The 16,171-nt window shown below is 65.6% G+C and carries 15 protein-coding genes; 14 read left to right on the top strand and 1 reads right to left on the bottom strand.

Annotated features, from left to right (window positions below):
- Positions 1 to 50 precede the first annotated feature (50 nt).
- Positions 51 to 1,070, top strand: coding sequence for a threonine aldolase family protein (locus KVF90_RS01505; protein WP_264393087.1), 1,020 nt, complete (start codon positions 51 to 53; stop codon positions 1,068 to 1,070).
- The gene (locus tag KVF90_RS01500; RefSeq protein WP_264393086.1) at positions 1,067 to 1,978 is read left to right on the top strand and encodes a DMT family transporter; all 912 of its coding nucleotides are present in this window, start codon (positions 1,067 to 1,069) and stop codon (positions 1,976 to 1,978) included. Before KVF90_RS01505 ends, KVF90_RS01500 begins: the two co-directional genes overlap by 4 nt.
- Here the strand turns inward: KVF90_RS01500 and KVF90_RS01495 are convergent.
- On the bottom strand, positions 1,961 to 2,755 hold the full coding sequence (locus tag KVF90_RS01495) for an SDR family NAD(P)-dependent oxidoreductase (protein WP_264393085.1): 795 nt from the start codon (positions 2,753 to 2,755) through the stop codon (positions 1,961 to 1,963). The two genes, KVF90_RS01500 and KVF90_RS01495, sit on opposite strands and share 18 nt — an antisense overlap.
- A gap of 152 nt (positions 2,756 to 2,907) precedes the next feature.
- Here KVF90_RS01495 and pepN point away from each other — a divergent pair, with 152 nt between their 5' ends.
- The 12 genes from pepN (at position 2,908) to KVF90_RS01435 (ending at position 16,163) form a co-directional block, all read left to right on the top strand.
- On the top strand, positions 2,908 to 5,568 hold the full coding sequence (pepN, locus tag KVF90_RS01490) for an aminopeptidase N (protein WP_264393084.1): 2,661 nt from the start codon (positions 2,908 to 2,910) through the stop codon (positions 5,566 to 5,568).
- A 2-nt stretch (positions 5,569 to 5,570) separates the two neighbouring features.
- Complete coding sequence (gene pgeF, locus KVF90_RS01485; protein WP_264393083.1) at positions 5,571 to 6,323, top strand: peptidoglycan editing factor PgeF; 753 nt, start codon at positions 5,571 to 5,573, stop codon at positions 6,321 to 6,323.
- 229 nt (positions 6,324 to 6,552) lie between these two features.
- Entirely contained in the window at positions 6,553 to 7,116 is a 564-nt protein-coding gene (petA, locus tag KVF90_RS01480; protein WP_264393082.1) for a ubiquinol-cytochrome c reductase iron-sulfur subunit, read from the top strand.
- A gap of 66 nt (positions 7,117 to 7,182) precedes the next feature.
- Positions 7,183 to 8,559 carry a cytochrome b gene (locus tag KVF90_RS01475; RefSeq protein ID WP_264393081.1) on the top strand — a complete coding sequence of 459 codons (1,377 nt, stop codon included), beginning with the start codon at positions 7,183 to 7,185 and terminating at the stop codon, positions 8,557 to 8,559.
- 55 nt (positions 8,560 to 8,614) lie between these two features.
- A complete protein-coding gene (locus KVF90_RS01470; protein ID WP_264393080.1) occupies positions 8,615 to 9,472 on the top strand; it encodes a cytochrome c1 in 858 nt (285 codons plus the stop codon).
- Between the two features lie 93 nt (positions 9,473 to 9,565).
- Positions 9,566 to 10,117: an adenine phosphoribosyltransferase gene (locus tag KVF90_RS01465; protein WP_264393079.1), complete on the top strand. Its 552-nt coding sequence runs from the start codon at positions 9,566 to 9,568 to the stop codon at positions 10,115 to 10,117.
- Positions 10,118 to 10,258: 141 nt separating this feature from the next.
- The gene (locus tag KVF90_RS01460) at positions 10,259 to 13,093 is read left to right on the top strand and encodes a monovalent cation/H+ antiporter subunit A (protein ID WP_264393078.1); all 2,835 of its coding nucleotides are present in this window, start codon (positions 10,259 to 10,261) and stop codon (positions 13,091 to 13,093) included.
- Positions 13,093 to 13,482, top strand: coding sequence for a Na+/H+ antiporter subunit C (locus KVF90_RS01455; RefSeq protein WP_264394611.1), 390 nt, complete (start codon positions 13,093 to 13,095; stop codon positions 13,480 to 13,482). Before KVF90_RS01460 ends, KVF90_RS01455 begins: the two co-directional genes overlap by 1 nt.
- Positions 13,479 to 14,996 carry a monovalent cation/H+ antiporter subunit D gene (locus tag KVF90_RS01450; RefSeq protein ID WP_264393077.1) on the top strand — a complete coding sequence of 506 codons (1,518 nt, stop codon included), beginning with the start codon at positions 13,479 to 13,481 and terminating at the stop codon, positions 14,994 to 14,996. Before KVF90_RS01455 ends, KVF90_RS01450 begins: the two co-directional genes overlap by 4 nt.
- Entirely contained in the window at positions 14,993 to 15,478 is a 486-nt protein-coding gene (locus tag KVF90_RS01445; RefSeq protein WP_264393076.1) for a Na+/H+ antiporter subunit E, read from the top strand. The genes KVF90_RS01450 and KVF90_RS01445 overlap by 4 nt, the downstream gene beginning before the upstream one ends.
- Positions 15,475 to 15,744 (top strand): K+/H+ antiporter subunit F, encoded by a 270-nt coding sequence (locus KVF90_RS01440; RefSeq protein WP_264393075.1) that lies wholly within the window; start codon positions 15,475 to 15,477, stop codon positions 15,742 to 15,744. The genes KVF90_RS01445 and KVF90_RS01440 overlap by 4 nt, the downstream gene beginning before the upstream one ends.
- A complete protein-coding gene (locus KVF90_RS01435) occupies positions 15,741 to 16,163 on the top strand; it encodes a Na+/H+ antiporter subunit G (RefSeq protein WP_264393074.1) in 423 nt (140 codons plus the stop codon). Before KVF90_RS01440 ends, KVF90_RS01435 begins: the two co-directional genes overlap by 4 nt.
- Positions 16,164 to 16,171 lie beyond the last annotated feature (8 nt).

Raw genomic sequence — 16,171 nt, 5'->3', positions numbered from 1 at the left:
TGTGTACTCCCGCTTGTCACGCCCGAATGTCCAGCTAAGGGCGTGAGCTGATGACCCTGTCCAAGCCTTTCCTGTCCGACAACGCCGCCGCCGTCCACCCCAAGCTGTGGGATGCGATGCGCCGCGCCGACCAACCGGACAACCCGTACGACGGAGACGCGCTTTCTGCCGAGCTGGACGCGCGCTTCACCGCGCTGTTCGGCCGTGATTGTGCGGCGCTGTGGGTGGCAACAGGGACGGCGGCGAACTGCCTCGCGCTCGCCACGATGTGCGCGCCCCACGGTGGGGTTGTGTGCCACCGCGAGGCGCATATCGAGGTCGACGAGGGCGGCGCGCCCGGGTTCTTCCTGCACGGCGCCAAGCTGATGCTGGCAGAGGGCGAGGGCGCGAAGCTGACCCCGGCCGATATCGCCGCGCTGATTGATCCGATCCGCAACGATGTGCACCAGGTGCAGCCGCACGCCATCGCGATCACGCAGGCGAGCGAATATGGCCGCACCTACTCGCCGTCCGAATTGGCGGACCTGGGCGCGTTTGCGAAGGAACGCCGCCTCGGCCTGCATATGGACGGCGCGCGCTTTGCCAATGCGGCGGCGTTTCTGGGCGGCTCGCCCGAAGCAGCGGCGCGGGCGGCGAGCGGCCCGGTCGACAGCCTTGCCTTCGGCTTCATCAAGAATGGCGGGATGGGGGCGGAAGCCGTGGTGCTGTTCGATCCCGAAGCCGCGATGCAGGTCCGCTATCGCCGCAAGCGTGCCGGACACCTGCAATGCAAGGGCCGCTACCTCGCCGCGCAGATCCTCGCGATGCTCGACGACGGTCTGTGGCTCGCCAATGCCGCGCACGCCAACGCGGCAGCGCAGGAGGTCGCCGCGGGTTGCGCTGACCGCCTGCTCCACCCGGTCGAGGCGAACGAGCTGTTCGTGCATCTGACCGAGGCTGAACGGGCCGCGCTGCGGGCGCAGGATTTTGCCTTCTATGATTGGGGGCCGGAGTCGGCCCGCTTCGTCACCGCGTGGAACACCCGTTCGGAGGATGCGGTCGCGCTCGGCAAGGCCATCGCCGCATTATGAGCAACGCCGCCGTGCCCGCGATGCTCAGCCCGCGCGTGCTGATCCCCTTCATGCTGACGGGGACGATCTGGGGTTCGACCTGGTTCGTCATCACCGGCCAGATCGCCGATGTGCCTGCGGCTTGGGGTGTGTTCTACCGCTTCATGCTGGCGACCCCGGCGCTGTTCGTGCTGGCACTGGCGATGGGCAACCGGCTGAAGCTGAACCGCGCGGAGCATATGCTGGCGCTGGGCGTCGGCATCGCGCAATTCAGCGGCAACTTCCTGTTCGTCTATCATGCGGAGAGCCACATCACCTCCGGCATCGTCGCGGTGATGTTTGCGCTGCTGATGGTGCCCAATGCGATCTTCGCCAAGGTGTTCATCGGCGAGAAGGTGCAGGGCGGCTTCGTCGGTGGCAGCCTTGTGGCGATTGCGGGCGTGGCAATGCTGCTGGTGCATGAATGGAACGCGGCACCGCTCGGCGGTAACGTCGGCCTCGGCATCGTGCTGGCGATTGGCGGGATGCTGGCCGCCTCGATTGCCAATGTGGTGCAGGCCAACCCCACCGGGCGCGGGGTGCCGATGGTGAGCCTGCTGGCCTGGGCGATGCTTTACGGCACGACCTTCGACCTCGGCTATGCACTGCTGACAGCAGGCCCGCCGCAAATTCCGACCGCTTGGGAGTTCTGGGCCGGGACGGCCTATCTGGCGATCATCGGCTCGGTGGTGACCTTCCCGCTGCACTACAATCTGGTGCGCGAAATCGGTGCGGGGCGCACGGCCTATAACGGGATCGTCACGGTGTGCGTGGCGATGCTGCTGTCGACCCTGTTCGAAGGGTTCAAGTGGGACGCGCTGTCGGCAGGCGGCATGGCGCTGGCGCTGATCGGCATGGGCTTGGCCCTTCGGTCAAAGCAGCGCCGCTAAACCTTCCACATAGGTCGGATAGGCGGGCTCCCACCCCAGCACCCGCTTGGCTTTGCCGTTCGCGACGCGGCGGTTCTCCATATAGAAGCCGCGCGCCATGTCCGAGAGGTTGGCCTCTTCGAGCGACTCCAGCGGCGGCAGCGGCAGGCCGAGCAGGCGGCAGGCGTGCTCCGTCACCTCGTTGCCGCTGCACGGGAGATCGTCGCCGAGGTTGTAGGCTCCTGCGGGCGCATCCTGCGTCAGCGCGGCGACGACCCCGCTGGCGATATCGTCGACATGGACGCGGCTGAACACCTGATCCGGCAAGTCGATCCGGCGGGCCTTGCCCTCCTTCACGCGGTCCAACGCACTGCGCCCCGGCCCGTAGATCCCGGGCAGGCGGAATACCCGCGCGCCCATGGTGAGCCACGCCAGATCCGCCTCGGCGCGGGCATTGCGGCGGCCTTCGCCGGATTGCGCGATGGTGGGCGTCGCCTCATCCACCCACGCCCCGGCGCGGTCGCCATAGACGCCGGTGGAGGAGAGGTAGAACAGGGCCTTGCCGTGTATCGCATCGCCATAGGCTTCGAGCACCGGATCGCCGCCTGACGCGCGGTCGGGCGGGACGGAGGAGAGGATATGCGTTGCTTCCCCAACGGCCGCCAGCACCGCGTCGCGGTTGGCAAAGGCGATGTCGCCCGCGCTCCCCGTTGCCGCGACCTGCCACCCGTGCGTGTGCATGGCGACGGCGATTCGGGTCGCGGTGTAGCCGAGGCCGAAGATCAGGAGGTTCGCCATAGCCCCTTCCTGCCGTTCGCCTCGAGCGAAGTCGAGAGTCCATTGGTCTAAGGTGTCTCGACTTCACGGCTTCGCCGTGAAGTTTACCCTGAGCGGCAATTTTTTCAAATTGCCTGTCGAAGGGCTCGACACGAACGGGTAGAGAGCGGGGCATGGACATTGCAACGACCCCCACCACACCCGACGGCAACCCTGAAATCGCGGATGCGGCCCCCACCCCGCACGAGCCGCCTGTGATCCGGCGCGAGGATTACCGGCCCTACCCCTGGCTGGTGCCGACGACCCACCTCGATTTCCGGCTCGGGCTGACGGAGACCACTGTCACCGCCACCCTTCATGTTGAGCGCAATCCGGCCGCCGACGCCTCGCCCGAACTGCGGCTCGATGGCGACAGTCTGACCGCGCAGAGCGTGACCGTAGATGGCATCGCGGCCGAGTGGCGGATGGATGGCCCCGATCTTGTCGTCATGCTTTCTGGCAGCAAGCACACGGTCGAAGTCGTCACCACTATCGACCCAAGCGCCAACACCCAGCTGATGGGCCTCTATGCCTCGAACGGGATGCTCTGCACCCAGTGCGAATCGGAAGGCTTCCGCCGCATCACCTTCTTCCCCGACCGGCCTGACGTGCTGTCGACCTATGGCGTGCGGATGGAGGGCGACAAGGCCGCTTTCCCGATCCTGCTGTGCAACGGCAACCGTACCGCCACGGGCGAGAACGCGGATGGCACCCACTGGGCCGAGTGGCACGACCCGTGGCCCAAACCGTCCTACCTGTTCGCTCTGGTCGCGGGCGATCTGGTGGCGAATTCCAAGCCCTTCACCACCCGCTCGGGCCGCGCTGTCGAATGCAACGTCTGGGTGCGTGCGGAGGACATCGAACGCACCGATCACGCTCTGGAATCGCTCCACCGCTCGATGGAATGGGACGAACAGGTGTTCGGCCGCGAATACGACCTTGATCTCTACAACATCGTCGCCGTGTCCGACTTCAACATGGGGGCGATGGAGAACAAGGGGCTCAACGTCTTCAACACGAAATACGTGCTGGCCGATCCCGACACCGCGACCGACGCTGATTTCGACGCGGTCGAAGGCGTGATCGCGCACGAGTATTTCCACAACTGGTCGGGCAACCGCATCACCTGCCGCGACTGGTTCCAGCTCTCGCTGAAGGAAGGCTTCACCGTGCTGCGTGATCAGCTATTCTCGCAGGATATGCGGGGCGAGGCGGTCAAGCGGATCGAGGATGTGCGCATCCTGCGCGCCGCGCAGTTCCCCGAGGATGCGGGGCCGCTTGCCCACCCGATCCGGCCTGACAGCTACCGCGAGATCAGCAACTTCTACACCGCGACCGTTTATAACAAGGGCGCCGAAGTGATCCGCATGATGCGCAGCATGGTGGGCGCCGAACGGTTCCGCGCGGGCACCGACCTTTATTTCGACCGGCACGACGGCGAGGCGGCGACCTGCGAGGATTTCATCACAGCGATCGAGGACGGGGCGGGGATCGACCTCACGCAGTTCCGGCGCTGGTATTCGCAGGCTGGCACGCCGCGCGTTGCGGTGTCGCAGGTGGTGAATGGCAATACCCTCACCCTGACGCTGAAGCAGACCGTGCCGGCCACCCCCGGCCAGCCCGACAAGCTGCCGATGCCGATTCCGCTCAAGCTGGCGGTGCATGCGCGCAGCGGCACGCTCGGCGCGGAGCAGCTGGTGGTTCTGGAGGATGACGAACAGAGCTTCGACCTGCCGCTCGCAGGGGCCGATCCGGTGGTCTCGATCAACCGTGGCTACACCGCTCCGGTGGTGATCGAGCGTGATCTGGCGCGCGAGGACCTCGTGTTTCTCGCCGCGCATGACGATGATCCCTTCGCCCGTTCGGAGGCGTTGCAGGAACTGGCCGTCACGCATCTTGTCGGCACGGCCAGCGGGTCTTTGTCGGCGGAAGAGCAGGCCGCGGGCGAAGCGGCGATCATCGGTGCGTTCCGCTCCAGCCTCGCCGACAACGCGCTAGAGGATGCGATGCGCGGCGAGCTGATGGTGCTGCCATCGGAAACTTACCTTTTCGAGGTGATGGCCACGGGCGAACGCAAGGCTGATCCGGGTGCGATCCACACAGCGCGCGAAGGCTTGAAGGCGGCCATCGGCACGGCGCTCTCGGCCGAGTTGCAGGCGCTCCATGCCCGCGCTTCGGCGGTGATGCTGGACGATCCGGCGGGCCGCGGCGCGCGCAAGGTCAAGACCATCGCGCTCGGCCTGATCGCCGCATCCGATCCGGCCCGTGCGGCAGAGCTGGCAGCGTGGCAATATGACGTGGCGGACAATATGACCGACCGGCAGGGCGCGCTGATGGTGCTGTGCGGCCTCGATCACCCCGCGCGTCCCGAAAAGCTGGCGGCGTTCTATGACCGCTACCGGGGCAATGCGCTGGTCATCGACAAGTGGTTCACGCTTCAGGCGCTGTCACTCCACCCCGATGTGATCGCCCATGTCCGCGCGCTGGCCGAGCATCCCGATTTCACGGTGAAGAACCCCAACCGCGTGCGGTCCTTGCATATGGCCTTCGCCGGCAATCCCAAGGGCTTCCACAAAGCTGATGGCGAGGGCTACCGGATGGTCGCCGACGTGATCCTTGCGCTTGATCCGATCAACCCGCAGACGGCGGCGCGGTTCGTCCCGGCGCTCGGGCGCTGGCGGCGGATCGAGCCGGGGCGGGCGGCGCTGATGAAGGCCGAGCTTGAGCGCATCCTGGCGGCCGGCAACCTCTCGCGCGATACTTTCGAACAGGTCAGCCGCAGTCTGGAGGGCTGAGGGTGACAGCCTTCCAGATCGAGGATTCGCCGCTGCTGGCAGGTATCCCGCACGGCTTCTTCGGCAGTGCCGGGGGCGTGCACCAGTTCGGCTTCGGCGGTCCGGGTGATGCGGCAGAGGTCCGGTCGTTGAGGGCGGCGGCGGCCGAGGCAATCCTGCCCGGCGGCCAGCTTGCCGCGCCGCATCAGGTGCATTCGCCCGATGTGGTGACCGTCAGCGATGCATGGGATGATGCGGCCGAGGGTCGCCCGGTCGCCGATGCGGTGGTGACGGCGACTCCGGGCATCGTACTGGGAATTGTCACCGCCGATTGCGGTCCGATCCTGTTTGCCGACGCGCAAGCGGGCATCATCGGGGCGGCCCATGCCGGATGGCGCGGGGCGGTGGACGGCGTGCTCGAGAACACGATTGCCGCCATGGAGGCACTGGGCGCGCGGCGCGGGCACATCGCGGCTGTCCTCGGGCCAACCATTGCGCAAGCCAGCTACGAGGTCGATCCGGCCTTCCGCACGCAGTTCGCCGCCGGAGCCGAGCGCTTTTTCGCCCCCGCGCCGGAGCGTGAGGGCGTCGCCCGATGGCATTTCGACTTGCCCGGCTTCATCATGGGTCAGCTCGCCGCGTCGGGGCTTAGCAAAATTGCGGATACGGGCCGGGATACATTCTCCCATGTCGCGCGTTACCATTCCCACAGGCGCTCCACGCAGGCGCGCGAGGCGAATTATGGGCGTCAGATCAGTATGATCGCGCTGCCCTGACACCGGCTTGCACGTGAGCGAATGCGCCTTGCTTAAAACACGGTTGGAATCTCCAAGGATTGCCGTTAATTGCCGCCGCGAGTTTCTGCCATGGTGCGCCGACAAGCGCTCCTCTGGTCCGAAACAGGGATCAATCGACGGATTTGATACGGGGCATCGTCCCCGCACTGGAACAGCACGCCGCGCAGGCTTTCAACCCGGCGCGGCAAAACGAGCAGGGTAAGACGAAATGGCTACTGACACGGCCGCTACCAACCAACTCAGCACCGAGGACGGCGTGCGCCGCCGCGACTGGATCCATATCGCCGCGCTCAGCACGGCGGGCGTGGGCGGGGCTTCGCTCCTGTTCCCGCTGGTCAGCCAGATGGCACCTTCGGAAGACGTTCTGGCCGCCAGCACGACCGAAATCGATGTCGGCGCGATCCAGCCCGGCCAGAGCATCAAGGCAACCTTCCGCAAGCAGCCGCTCTTCGTGAAGCGCCTCACGCCTGAGGAAATCGCCCGTGCCAAGGCCGACGACGCCACCGACATGCGCGATCCGGCAACCCTTTCGACCCGCACCAAGACCGGCCATGAAGACGTGCTCGTCACCATGGGCGTGTGCACCCACCTCGGCTGCGTGCCGCTGGGCGCCGCCGAGGGCGAGAACAAGGGCGAGTTCGGCGGATATTTCTGCCCCTGCCATGGTTCGCACTACGACGTGGCCGGACGCATCCGGAAGGGCCCCGCCCCCAAGAACCTTCTCGTGCCCGAATACGAGTTCACTTCCGACACGGTCATCCGCGTCGGGTGATCCCGCGTATCTGCACCAAGACTATAACCGACTGACCTTCAACTTCGATCAAGCCGAGAGAACGCCATGAGTTTCGCCTGGGCCAAGCAGTACGAACCGAAAACCGCTCTTACCAAGTGGATCGACGAGAAACTTCCGTTTCCGCGTCTGGTCTACAACGCGGTAGGGGCCGGCTATCCGGTTCCGCGCAACCTCAACTACATGTGGAACTTCGGCGTGCTCGCCGGCTTCTGCCTGATGCTGCAGATTGTCACCGGCGTCGTGCTGGCGATGCATTATGCTGCCAACCAGACTGTCGCCTTCGGGACGGTCGAGCACATCATGCGCAACGTCAATTACGGCTGGATGCTGCGTTACGCCCACGCCAACGGCGCGAGCTTCTTCTTCATCGTGATTTACCTGCACATTTTCCGCGGGTTCTTCTATTCGTCCTACAAGGCCCCGCGCGAGATGATCTGGCTGCTGGGCGTGGTGATCTTCCTGCTCATGATGGCGACCGCCTTCATGGGCTACGTCCTGCCGTGGGGCCAGATGAGCTTCTGGGGCGCACAGGTCATCACCGGTCTGTTCACCGCGATCCCGTTCGTGGGTGAGCCGCTGCAAGTGTGGCTGCTGGGCGGCTTCGCGCCGGACAACGCCGCGCTGAACCGCTTCTTCTCGCTGCACTTCCTGCTGCCCTTCGTGATCGCGGGTGTTGTCATCCTGCACATCTGGGCGCTGCACATCCCGGGCTCGTCGAACCCGACCGGCGTGGAAGTGAAGCAGGAATCGGACACCGTGCCGTTCCACCCCTACTACACCGCCAAGGACGGCTTCGGCCTTGGCGTGTTCCTGATCGCCTTCACCCTGATGGTGTTCTTCCTGCCCAACGCGCTTGGCCACCCGGACAACTACATCGAGGCGAACCCGCTCTCGACCCCGGCGCTGATCGTTCCGGAATGGTATTTCTATCCGTTCTACGCGATCCTGCGTGCCTTCACCGGTGACCTCACCATTCCCTTCACCGGCATCGTTTTGGTCCCGGCCAAGCTGCTCGGCGTGATCGGGATGTTCGGTGCGATCCTGGTGTGGTTCTTCCTGCCCTGGCTCGACAAGAGCCCGGTGCGCTCGGGTCACTACCGTCCGCTGTTCCGCAAGTTCTTCTGGTTCGGCCTGATCCCGACCATGGCGGCGCTGTTCTACCTGGGTGGTGCACACGCGGAAGAGCCGTACATCATGCTCAGCCAGATCTTCACGGCTTACTACTTCATGCACTTCCTGGTGATCCTGCCGATCATCAGCCAGATTGAAGTGCCCAAGCCCCTGCCCTTCTCGATCACCGAAGCGGTGGTCGGCGGGGACAAGCCCGGCGGCACGTCGGGTGGCGGGAAGATCGATCCTGAAACCGTTGTCGAGGGTCTGCCCGGCACCGCTACCGATGGTTCGCTGCAGCCCGCCGAGTAATCGGCAGGCCGCAGTCCTCACGCAATCTGAACCGATAACGAGAAAGAGTTCGGACATGTCTATTCGTCTCGGCGGCATCCTTGCAGGCCTCGCCATCACTCTGGTGCTGGTTCTGTGGTCGTTCCTGCCCGGTGCCTATAACTACGCCTTCGGCCCTCCGGCCGAAAAGCAGCCGTCCTACGCCTTCTACGAGCATGGCGAAGGCCCCGAAGGCGGCTTCTCGTTCGACGGTGCCTTCGGCAAGTGGGACATGGCCCAGCTGCAGCGCGGCTATCAGGTCTACAAGGAGGTCTGCTCGGCCTGCCACAGCCTGAAGTTCGTGGCCTTCCGCAACCTGCAGGAACTCGGCTACACCGAGGCCGAGGTTGACGCCGAAGCAGCAAGCTGGACCGTCCCCGGAATCGATCCGGCGACTGGCGAAGTCACCACCCGTCCGGGTGAGCCGACCGACTACTTCCCGATGCCGTTCCCCAACGCCATCGCGGCGGCGGCTGCCAACAATAACGCCATCCCGCCAGATCTCTCGCTGATGACCAAGGCGCGCCATGACGGTTCGAACTACGTCTACAGCCTGTTGACCGGTTACGGCGAAGCCGATCCGGCGAAGGCGGCGAAGGTCGGCTTCGAAACGCCCGATGGCCTCTATTTCAACAAGCACTTCCCCAACGTGAACATCGCAATGGCTGCGCCGCTCGCGGTGGATGGTCAGGTGACCTATGCTGATGGCACCAATGCCACGATCCCGCAGATGGCGAAGGATGTGGCTGCGTTCCTGACCTGGACTGCCGAGCCTTCGCTGATCGAACGCAAGCAGACCGGTTGGTTCGTCCTTGGCTTCCTGCTGTTCGCCACGATGCTGGCCTTCCTGTCGTACAAGCAGATCTGGGCCGGGCTGAAGCCGAAGAAGGGCTAAGCCTTTCTTCCCACGAATTGCGGACGCGCCCCGTCATCCCTTGCGGATGGCGGGGCGCTCTGCTTTGAAGCGTGCGAAAGGGGCCATTCCGATATGACCGCGCAGCATCTCTCTCCCGAAGAGCTCAAGGCGCTTGTGCGCACCGTGCCGGACTTTCCGCATCCGGGCATCCAGTTCCGCGATATCACCACGCTGATCGGACACCATCAGGGGATGGCGGCGAGCGTCCACCACCTCGCCGGGTTGGCGGATGCGGCGGGAGCCCACAAGATCGCGGGCATGGAAGCGCGCGGGTTCATCTTCGGCGCGGCGGTCGCGGTGCAGCTCGGCGTCGGTTTCGTGCCGGTGCGCAAGCCGGGCAAGCTGCCGATCAAGACCATCGGCATCGACTACGCGCTCGAATACGGCACCGACCGGCTTGAAATGGACCCCGATGCGATCGAGGCCGGACAGAAGGTGGTGATCGTCGATGACCTGATCGCCACCGGCGGCACCGCGCTGGCTTCGGCGGAACTGCTGCGCAAAGCCGGGGCCGTGATCGAGCACGCCTTGTTCGTCATCGACCTGCCAGACCTTGGCGGTGCCGAACGGCTCCGGGCTGCGGGCATCACGGTCAGCGCGCTGATGGATTTCGAGGGCGACTGACGCCCTGAATGACACTTTTCCGGGCAGGCGACTGACCGGTTTCGGTTGTGTACGCCAAGACCCCTCGTCTATGCCTGACGGTGGCGCAAACCCGCGCCACACCACACAATTGCGCGTGAGGAAGGACGACCGGGGCCGCCGATGCCGACAGGCTTGACGCTTCTGACGCTGATCGCGCTTCCCTTTATAGCCGCGCTTGCCATCGCGCTGCTGCACCATGCCTCGCGCGCGGTTCACTCGGCGATCGCGGGCGCGGCAAGCGCGGGCGGATTGGCGCTTCTGGCAGGCCTTGCTCCCGCCGTGATTGCGGGATCGGTGCCGTCGGCACAATGGGCGTGGGTGCCAGCGCTGGGGCTCGATCTGACGCTGATGGTCGATCCGCTCGGGCTGATGTTTGCCGGACTGATCCTCGGCATCGGGCTGCTAGTGATCATCTTTGCCCATTTCTACCTTTACAAGGGTGAGGCCACCGGCCGGTTCTTTGCCAGCCTGATGCTGTTCCAGGGCGCGATGCTGGGCATCGTGATCGCGGGCAATGTGCTGCTGCTGCTGGTGTTCTGGGAGATGACGAGCCTCGCGTCCTTCCTCCTCATCGGCTTCTGGCAGCACAAGGCCGAAGCGCGGCAGGGCGCGCGCATGGCGCTGGCGGTGACGGGGGGCGGGGGGCTCGCACTGATCGGCGGGATGGTGCTGCTCGGCATGGTGGCGGGCAGCTTCGATCTTGCGACGATTTTGACGCGGGGTGACGTGGTGCGCGGATCGCCGCTGTACCCTGCGATCCTCGGTCTGGCGCTGATTGGTTGCTTCACCAAGTCGGCGCAGTTCCCGTTCCACTTCTGGCTTCCCCACGCGATGGCCGCGCCGACTCCGGTGAGCGCCTATCTTCACTCGGCGACGATGGTGAAGGCGGGGGTGTTCCTGCTTGCCCGGTTGTGGCCGGTGCTGGCAGGCACGGAAGTCTATACGCTGATCGTGACCAGTGTTGGCCTGATTACAATGATCTTCGGCGCAGGCGTCGCGCTGTTCCGGCATGATCTGAAGAGCATCCTCGCCTATTCGACGATATCGCAGCTCGGCATGCTCGTAATGCTGCTCGGCTTTTCGCTGGAGGCCGCGGCGCTCGCGGCGGTGCTGCACATTCTCAACCACGCAGCCTTCAAGGCCGCCCTGTTCATGAGCGCCGGGATCGTCGAGCACGAAACCGGCACGCGCGACATTCGCAGGCTGGGCGGGTTGGCTAAGGCGATGCCGGTCACAGCACTGATCGCCACGCTCGCCGCAGCCTCGATGGCGGGCCTGCCGCCGCTGGGCGGGTTCATCTCCAAGGAGGCGATGCTTTACGAGACGCCCAAGCTCGTGCTGTTCGGTCTGCCTTGGCTGCTTCCCGCGCTGGCAACCCTGGGTGCGACCCTTTCGGTCGCCTATTCGCTGCGGCTCGCTGCGCACCTGTTCTTCGGCAAGCCGCGCGAGGCTGAACCCTTTGCCCGCGCGCATGATCCGGGCGCAGGGATGTGGGTGGCGCCCGCCGTGCTGACGGCGTTGGCGGTGTTGCTGGGCCTGATCCCCATGACCCTCGCCGCGCCGCTGGTGGGCGCGGTGACGGGTGCTGTCACCGGCGCGCCTGTGCCTGAGTTCGATCTTGCCTTGTGGCACGGCATCAACCTCGCACTGATCCTCAGCCTCGCCGCCGTCGCGGGCGGGGTGCTGCTGCTGTGGCAGCACAAGCCGCTGCTCGCCGCATGGGAGCGCGCGCGCCTGCCCGATGCCAAACGCATGTTCGAAAGCGCCTTCGCCTTTGCAGACGCGTGGGTGAGGAAGGCGATCGTCGCCACGCACACCCCCTCCCTCCAGACCATGCTGCTGGCGAGTTTCACGGTGATCGTCCTGCTGGTGGTCGAGGGCGCTTTGACCGGGGGCGGAATGCTCACCGGCTCACGCCCCGGATTGCCTGCCCCTGCGCCGGCGATTGTCGCATGGGCGCTGCTCATCGCGGCGACCGTGGCCGTCGTGAACGATTCCCGGAACCGCCTGCGCGTGCTGATCTACATCAGCGTGATCGGCCTTGTCGTCAGTCTTACCTTTGTGGTGTTCTCCGCGCCCGATCTGGCGCTGACCCAGATCTCGGTCGAGGTGGTGACGATCCTGCTGCTTCTGCTCGCGCTCAACCTGCTGCCCAAGCGGCCGCCGCTGCTCTCCTCGGCCCCGCTCAAGTGGCGCGACGGGGCGCTGGCGATTACCGGCGGCCTGCTGATCGGGGGAATCGCCTGGGCGATGCTGACCCGCGACCCGGGGCCGAGCATCGCGGCCTATCACCTCGCTAATGCCAAGCCGGGCGGCGGCGGGACGAACGTGGTCAACGTCATCCTTGTCGATTTCCGCGCTTTCGACACGCTGGGCGAGATTATCGTCCTCGGCATCGCCGGGCTGGGCATCTTCGCGCTGCTCGATACTGCGGCGACGGGCAAGGCGGGGGAGCGGCTGAGAGCATGGCGGGCCGACATGCCGCATTCGCCGGAGCGGCACCCGATGATGCTGGTCGCCGCCAGCCGCATCATCCTGCCGCTGACGCTCAGCGTGGGGATTTACCTGTTCCTGCGCGGCCATAACCAGCCGGGCGGCGGCTTCATTGCAGCGCTGGTGGTGGCGATTGCCTTCCTCGTCCAATACCTCGCTGCCGGGTTCGACTGGTCCGACGCGCGCCGCCGCTTTGGCGAGCATCAGATGATCGCAGCGGGCGTGCTGGTCGCGATGGTAACGGGCCTTGGCGCGACGGTGTTCGGCGCCAACTTCCTGACATCGTGGTTCGATTATTTCAGCCTGCCGCTGATCGGCAAGTTCGAATTGGCGAGCGCGATGGCGTTTGATGCCGGGGTGTTCCTGACAGTCTTCGGCGCGGTGATGCTTGCGCTGGCGCAATTGAGCCACATCGCCCAGCGCGCTGGCCGCGCTGCCGAAGCAGACGGCGGGGGCGCATGATGAGCTACGAATTCCTTGTGGCAAGCGCGATCGGCGTGCTGGTGGCGGGTGGGATATTCCTCGCCCTGCGCGCCCGCACCTTCCAGGTGGTCCTCGGCCTCACGCTCATTTCCTATGCGGTGAACCTGTTCCTGTTTGCGAGCGGGAGACTGGTCATCGGCCGCCCGCCGATCTGGGACGCTGTGAAGGGCGGGGCAATCAGCGAATACACCGATCCCCTGCCGCAGGCGCTGGTGCTGACCGCGATCGTCATCACCTTCGGGATGACCGCATTTGTGGTGATCCTTGCCCTGCGCAGCTTTATCGAGACCGGCAGCGATCATGTCGATGGCGATAATGTGCCGTGCGACGCGCAGGACGGCGTGACGGAGAAGGACGCGCAGCCGTGACCTTCGCCGATCATCTCCCGATCCTGCCTGTGGTCATCCCGGCGCTTGCCGCGCCGCTGGCGCTGCTGGTGATGCGGCGGCGGCGCGAGCTGGGCATCGTGATTTCGCTCCTGTCGTGCCTTGCGATGCTCGCCTGCGCGATTGCACTGATGGTGCGCGTGTCGGGTGGGGAGATCCTTGCCTACGCGGTCGGAGAATGGCCCGCGCCCTTCGGGATCGTGCTGGTCGCTGACAGGCTGGCGGCGATGATGCTGGTGCTCGCATCGGTGCTGGCGCTGGTAGCGCTGCTGCATACGGTGGTGACCGGCGCGGACCGGAAAGGCTGGCATTTCCATGCCCTGTTCCAGTTCCAGCTGATGGGTCTCAACGGCGCTTTCCTGACCGGCGACCTGTTCAACCTGTTCGTCTTTTTCGAGGTGCTGCTGATCGCGTCCTACGGGCTGATGCTGCACGGGCAGGGCCCTGAGCGGCTTAAGGCCGGGGTGCAATATGTGGTGGTGAACCTCGTCGGCTCATCGGTATTCCTGATCGCGCTGGGGATGCTTTACGCGCTGACCGGTACGCTCAACATGGCCGACATGGGATTGAGGGTGGCTGCGGTTGCCCCCGAGGATCAGGGCCTGCTGCGGATCGCCGCGCTGCTGCTGGTCAGCGTGTTTGCGCTGAAGGCGGCAGTGGCGCCGCTGCACCTGTGGCTGCCGCGCACCTATGCCGTCTCGACCCCCGCGGTCGCTGCGCTGTTCGCGATCATGACCAAGGTGGGCGTCTATTCCCTGATCCGGGTGGTGCCGCAGGTGTTTGGCGAGGGCGCAGGCGCGGCGGCGTGGGTGCCTGCCCCATGGCTGCTGCCTGCCGCGATAGCGAGTGCCATCGTCGGCTTTGCGGGCGTGTTTGTGGCGAGGAGCTTGTCCGAACAGGCCGCATTTGCGGTGATCGGTTCGACCGGCACATTGCTGTTAGCGGTCGCGGGATGGAGCGCCGACAGCCTTGGCGCGGGGCTTTATTACCTCGTCCATTCGACACTGGCCGCAGCAGCGCTGTTTCTTGTCGCCGATGTTGTTGCGCGGCGACGCGGCGCGGATGGAGACCTGGCCAGCCCCAGCCCGGTCTTTGCAGCGCGCAGCGGCATCGCGCTGATGTTCATGGCTGCCGCCATCGCGGCAACCGGCCTGCCGCCATTGTCCGGCTTTATCGGCAAGCTGCTGATCCTCAAATCGGTGGCGGCCCTGCCGGACTGGGGCTGGGCGTGGGGCGTGATCCTCGGGACGACCTTCATCGGGGTGGTCGGCTTCGCACGGGTCGGGAGCGCGGTGTTCTGGAAGACAGCGGAAGGCGAGATGCCCGCCGCGCCTGCTTCCCGCGCCGATCTGGCCGCGCCGCTCATCGCGCTGGCTTTGCTCGGAGTGCTTTCGGTCGGGGCCGGCTGGGCAAGCGCCTATGCTCATGCTGCCGCCGAGCAGGTCCTCGATCCCGCGCAGAGCGCCGCAGCCGTGTTGACGGAGCCCGCGTCATGAGCCGCCTGCTGCCCCATCCCGGTCTTACCGTTCTGCTGGTCGTGTTATGGGTCGTGATGGTCAATGACCTGACCTTCGGCGCACTGTTTCTCGGGCTGGTGGTCGGCGTGCTGGTGCCGGTTCTGACCGCGCCGTGGTGGCCCGGGCGGCCCCGTGTGCGGTTCCTGCCAGCCTTCATCTACGTCGGATTGGTCGTCCGGGACATCGTGGTCGCCAATTTCCAGGTTGCCGCGATCATCCTGTTCAAGCCCACCCGCGACCTGCGCCCTGCGTGGCTGACGATCCCGCTTGAACTGACCTCACCCGAGGCGATCACGGTGTTTGCCGGGACGATCAGCCTCACCCCCGGCACGGTCTCGGTCGATGTTTCGGCTTGCGGGAAATATCTGCTCGTCCATGCGCTCCACGCGCCGGATCCGGCTGGTGAGGTCGCGAAGGCCAAGGTGCGATACGAAGCGCGGCTGAAGGAGATCTTCGCATGATCGCATATGCGCTCGCCTTCGGCTTTGCCGCGTTCGGCCTGGCGCTGGCGATGAACCTGTGGCGGCTGTTCAAGGGGCCGGGTGTCGCCGACCGCATCCTCGCGCTCGATACGATGGTCATCAACGTGATCGGATTGATCGTGCTCACCGGCATCGCCGAGGGCAGCGGCACGTCCTTTGAAGCGGCGCTGCTGCTGGCGATGGTCGGCTTTGTCGGGACGGTCGCCTATGCCAAGTTCCTGCTGCGCGGGGACATCATCGAATGAGCGCGGCTGTGCCTTTTGCCGAGGTGATGGTGAGCGCGCTGATCCTGCTTGGCGGCGGTTTTGCGCTGGTGGGCAGTTGGGGGCTGGTGCGCCTGCCTTCGCTGATGGAGCGGCTCCACGGCCCCACCAAGGCGACGACGCTGGGGCTGGGAGCGGTGCTGCTTGGTTCCGTATTGTGGTTCCAGCTAGTCGAGGGGGTGTGGACCACCCACGAGCTGCTGGTTTCGCTGTTCCTGTTCATGACCGCGCCGATCAGCGCCAACATGATTGCCAAGGTGCACCTGCACCGGCTGCGGCAGGGCGAGGCGAGCGAGGCGCCCGGTCCCGCAGATCAACCTGCCCCTCCGCCGGGCGGCGCCGACTGGGCTACGCATGAGGCCCCGCATGATGGAACGCCCGGAGACTTCGCGGGCGATTAGGGCGCGTT

It is taken from the genome of Porphyrobacter sp. ULC335, from assembly GCF_025917005.1.
GTDB lineage: Bacteria > Pseudomonadota > Alphaproteobacteria > Sphingomonadales > Sphingomonadaceae > Erythrobacter.
The sequence above is the reverse complement of the archived record's forward strand: the minus strand, read 5'-3'. Positions and strand labels throughout refer to the sequence as shown.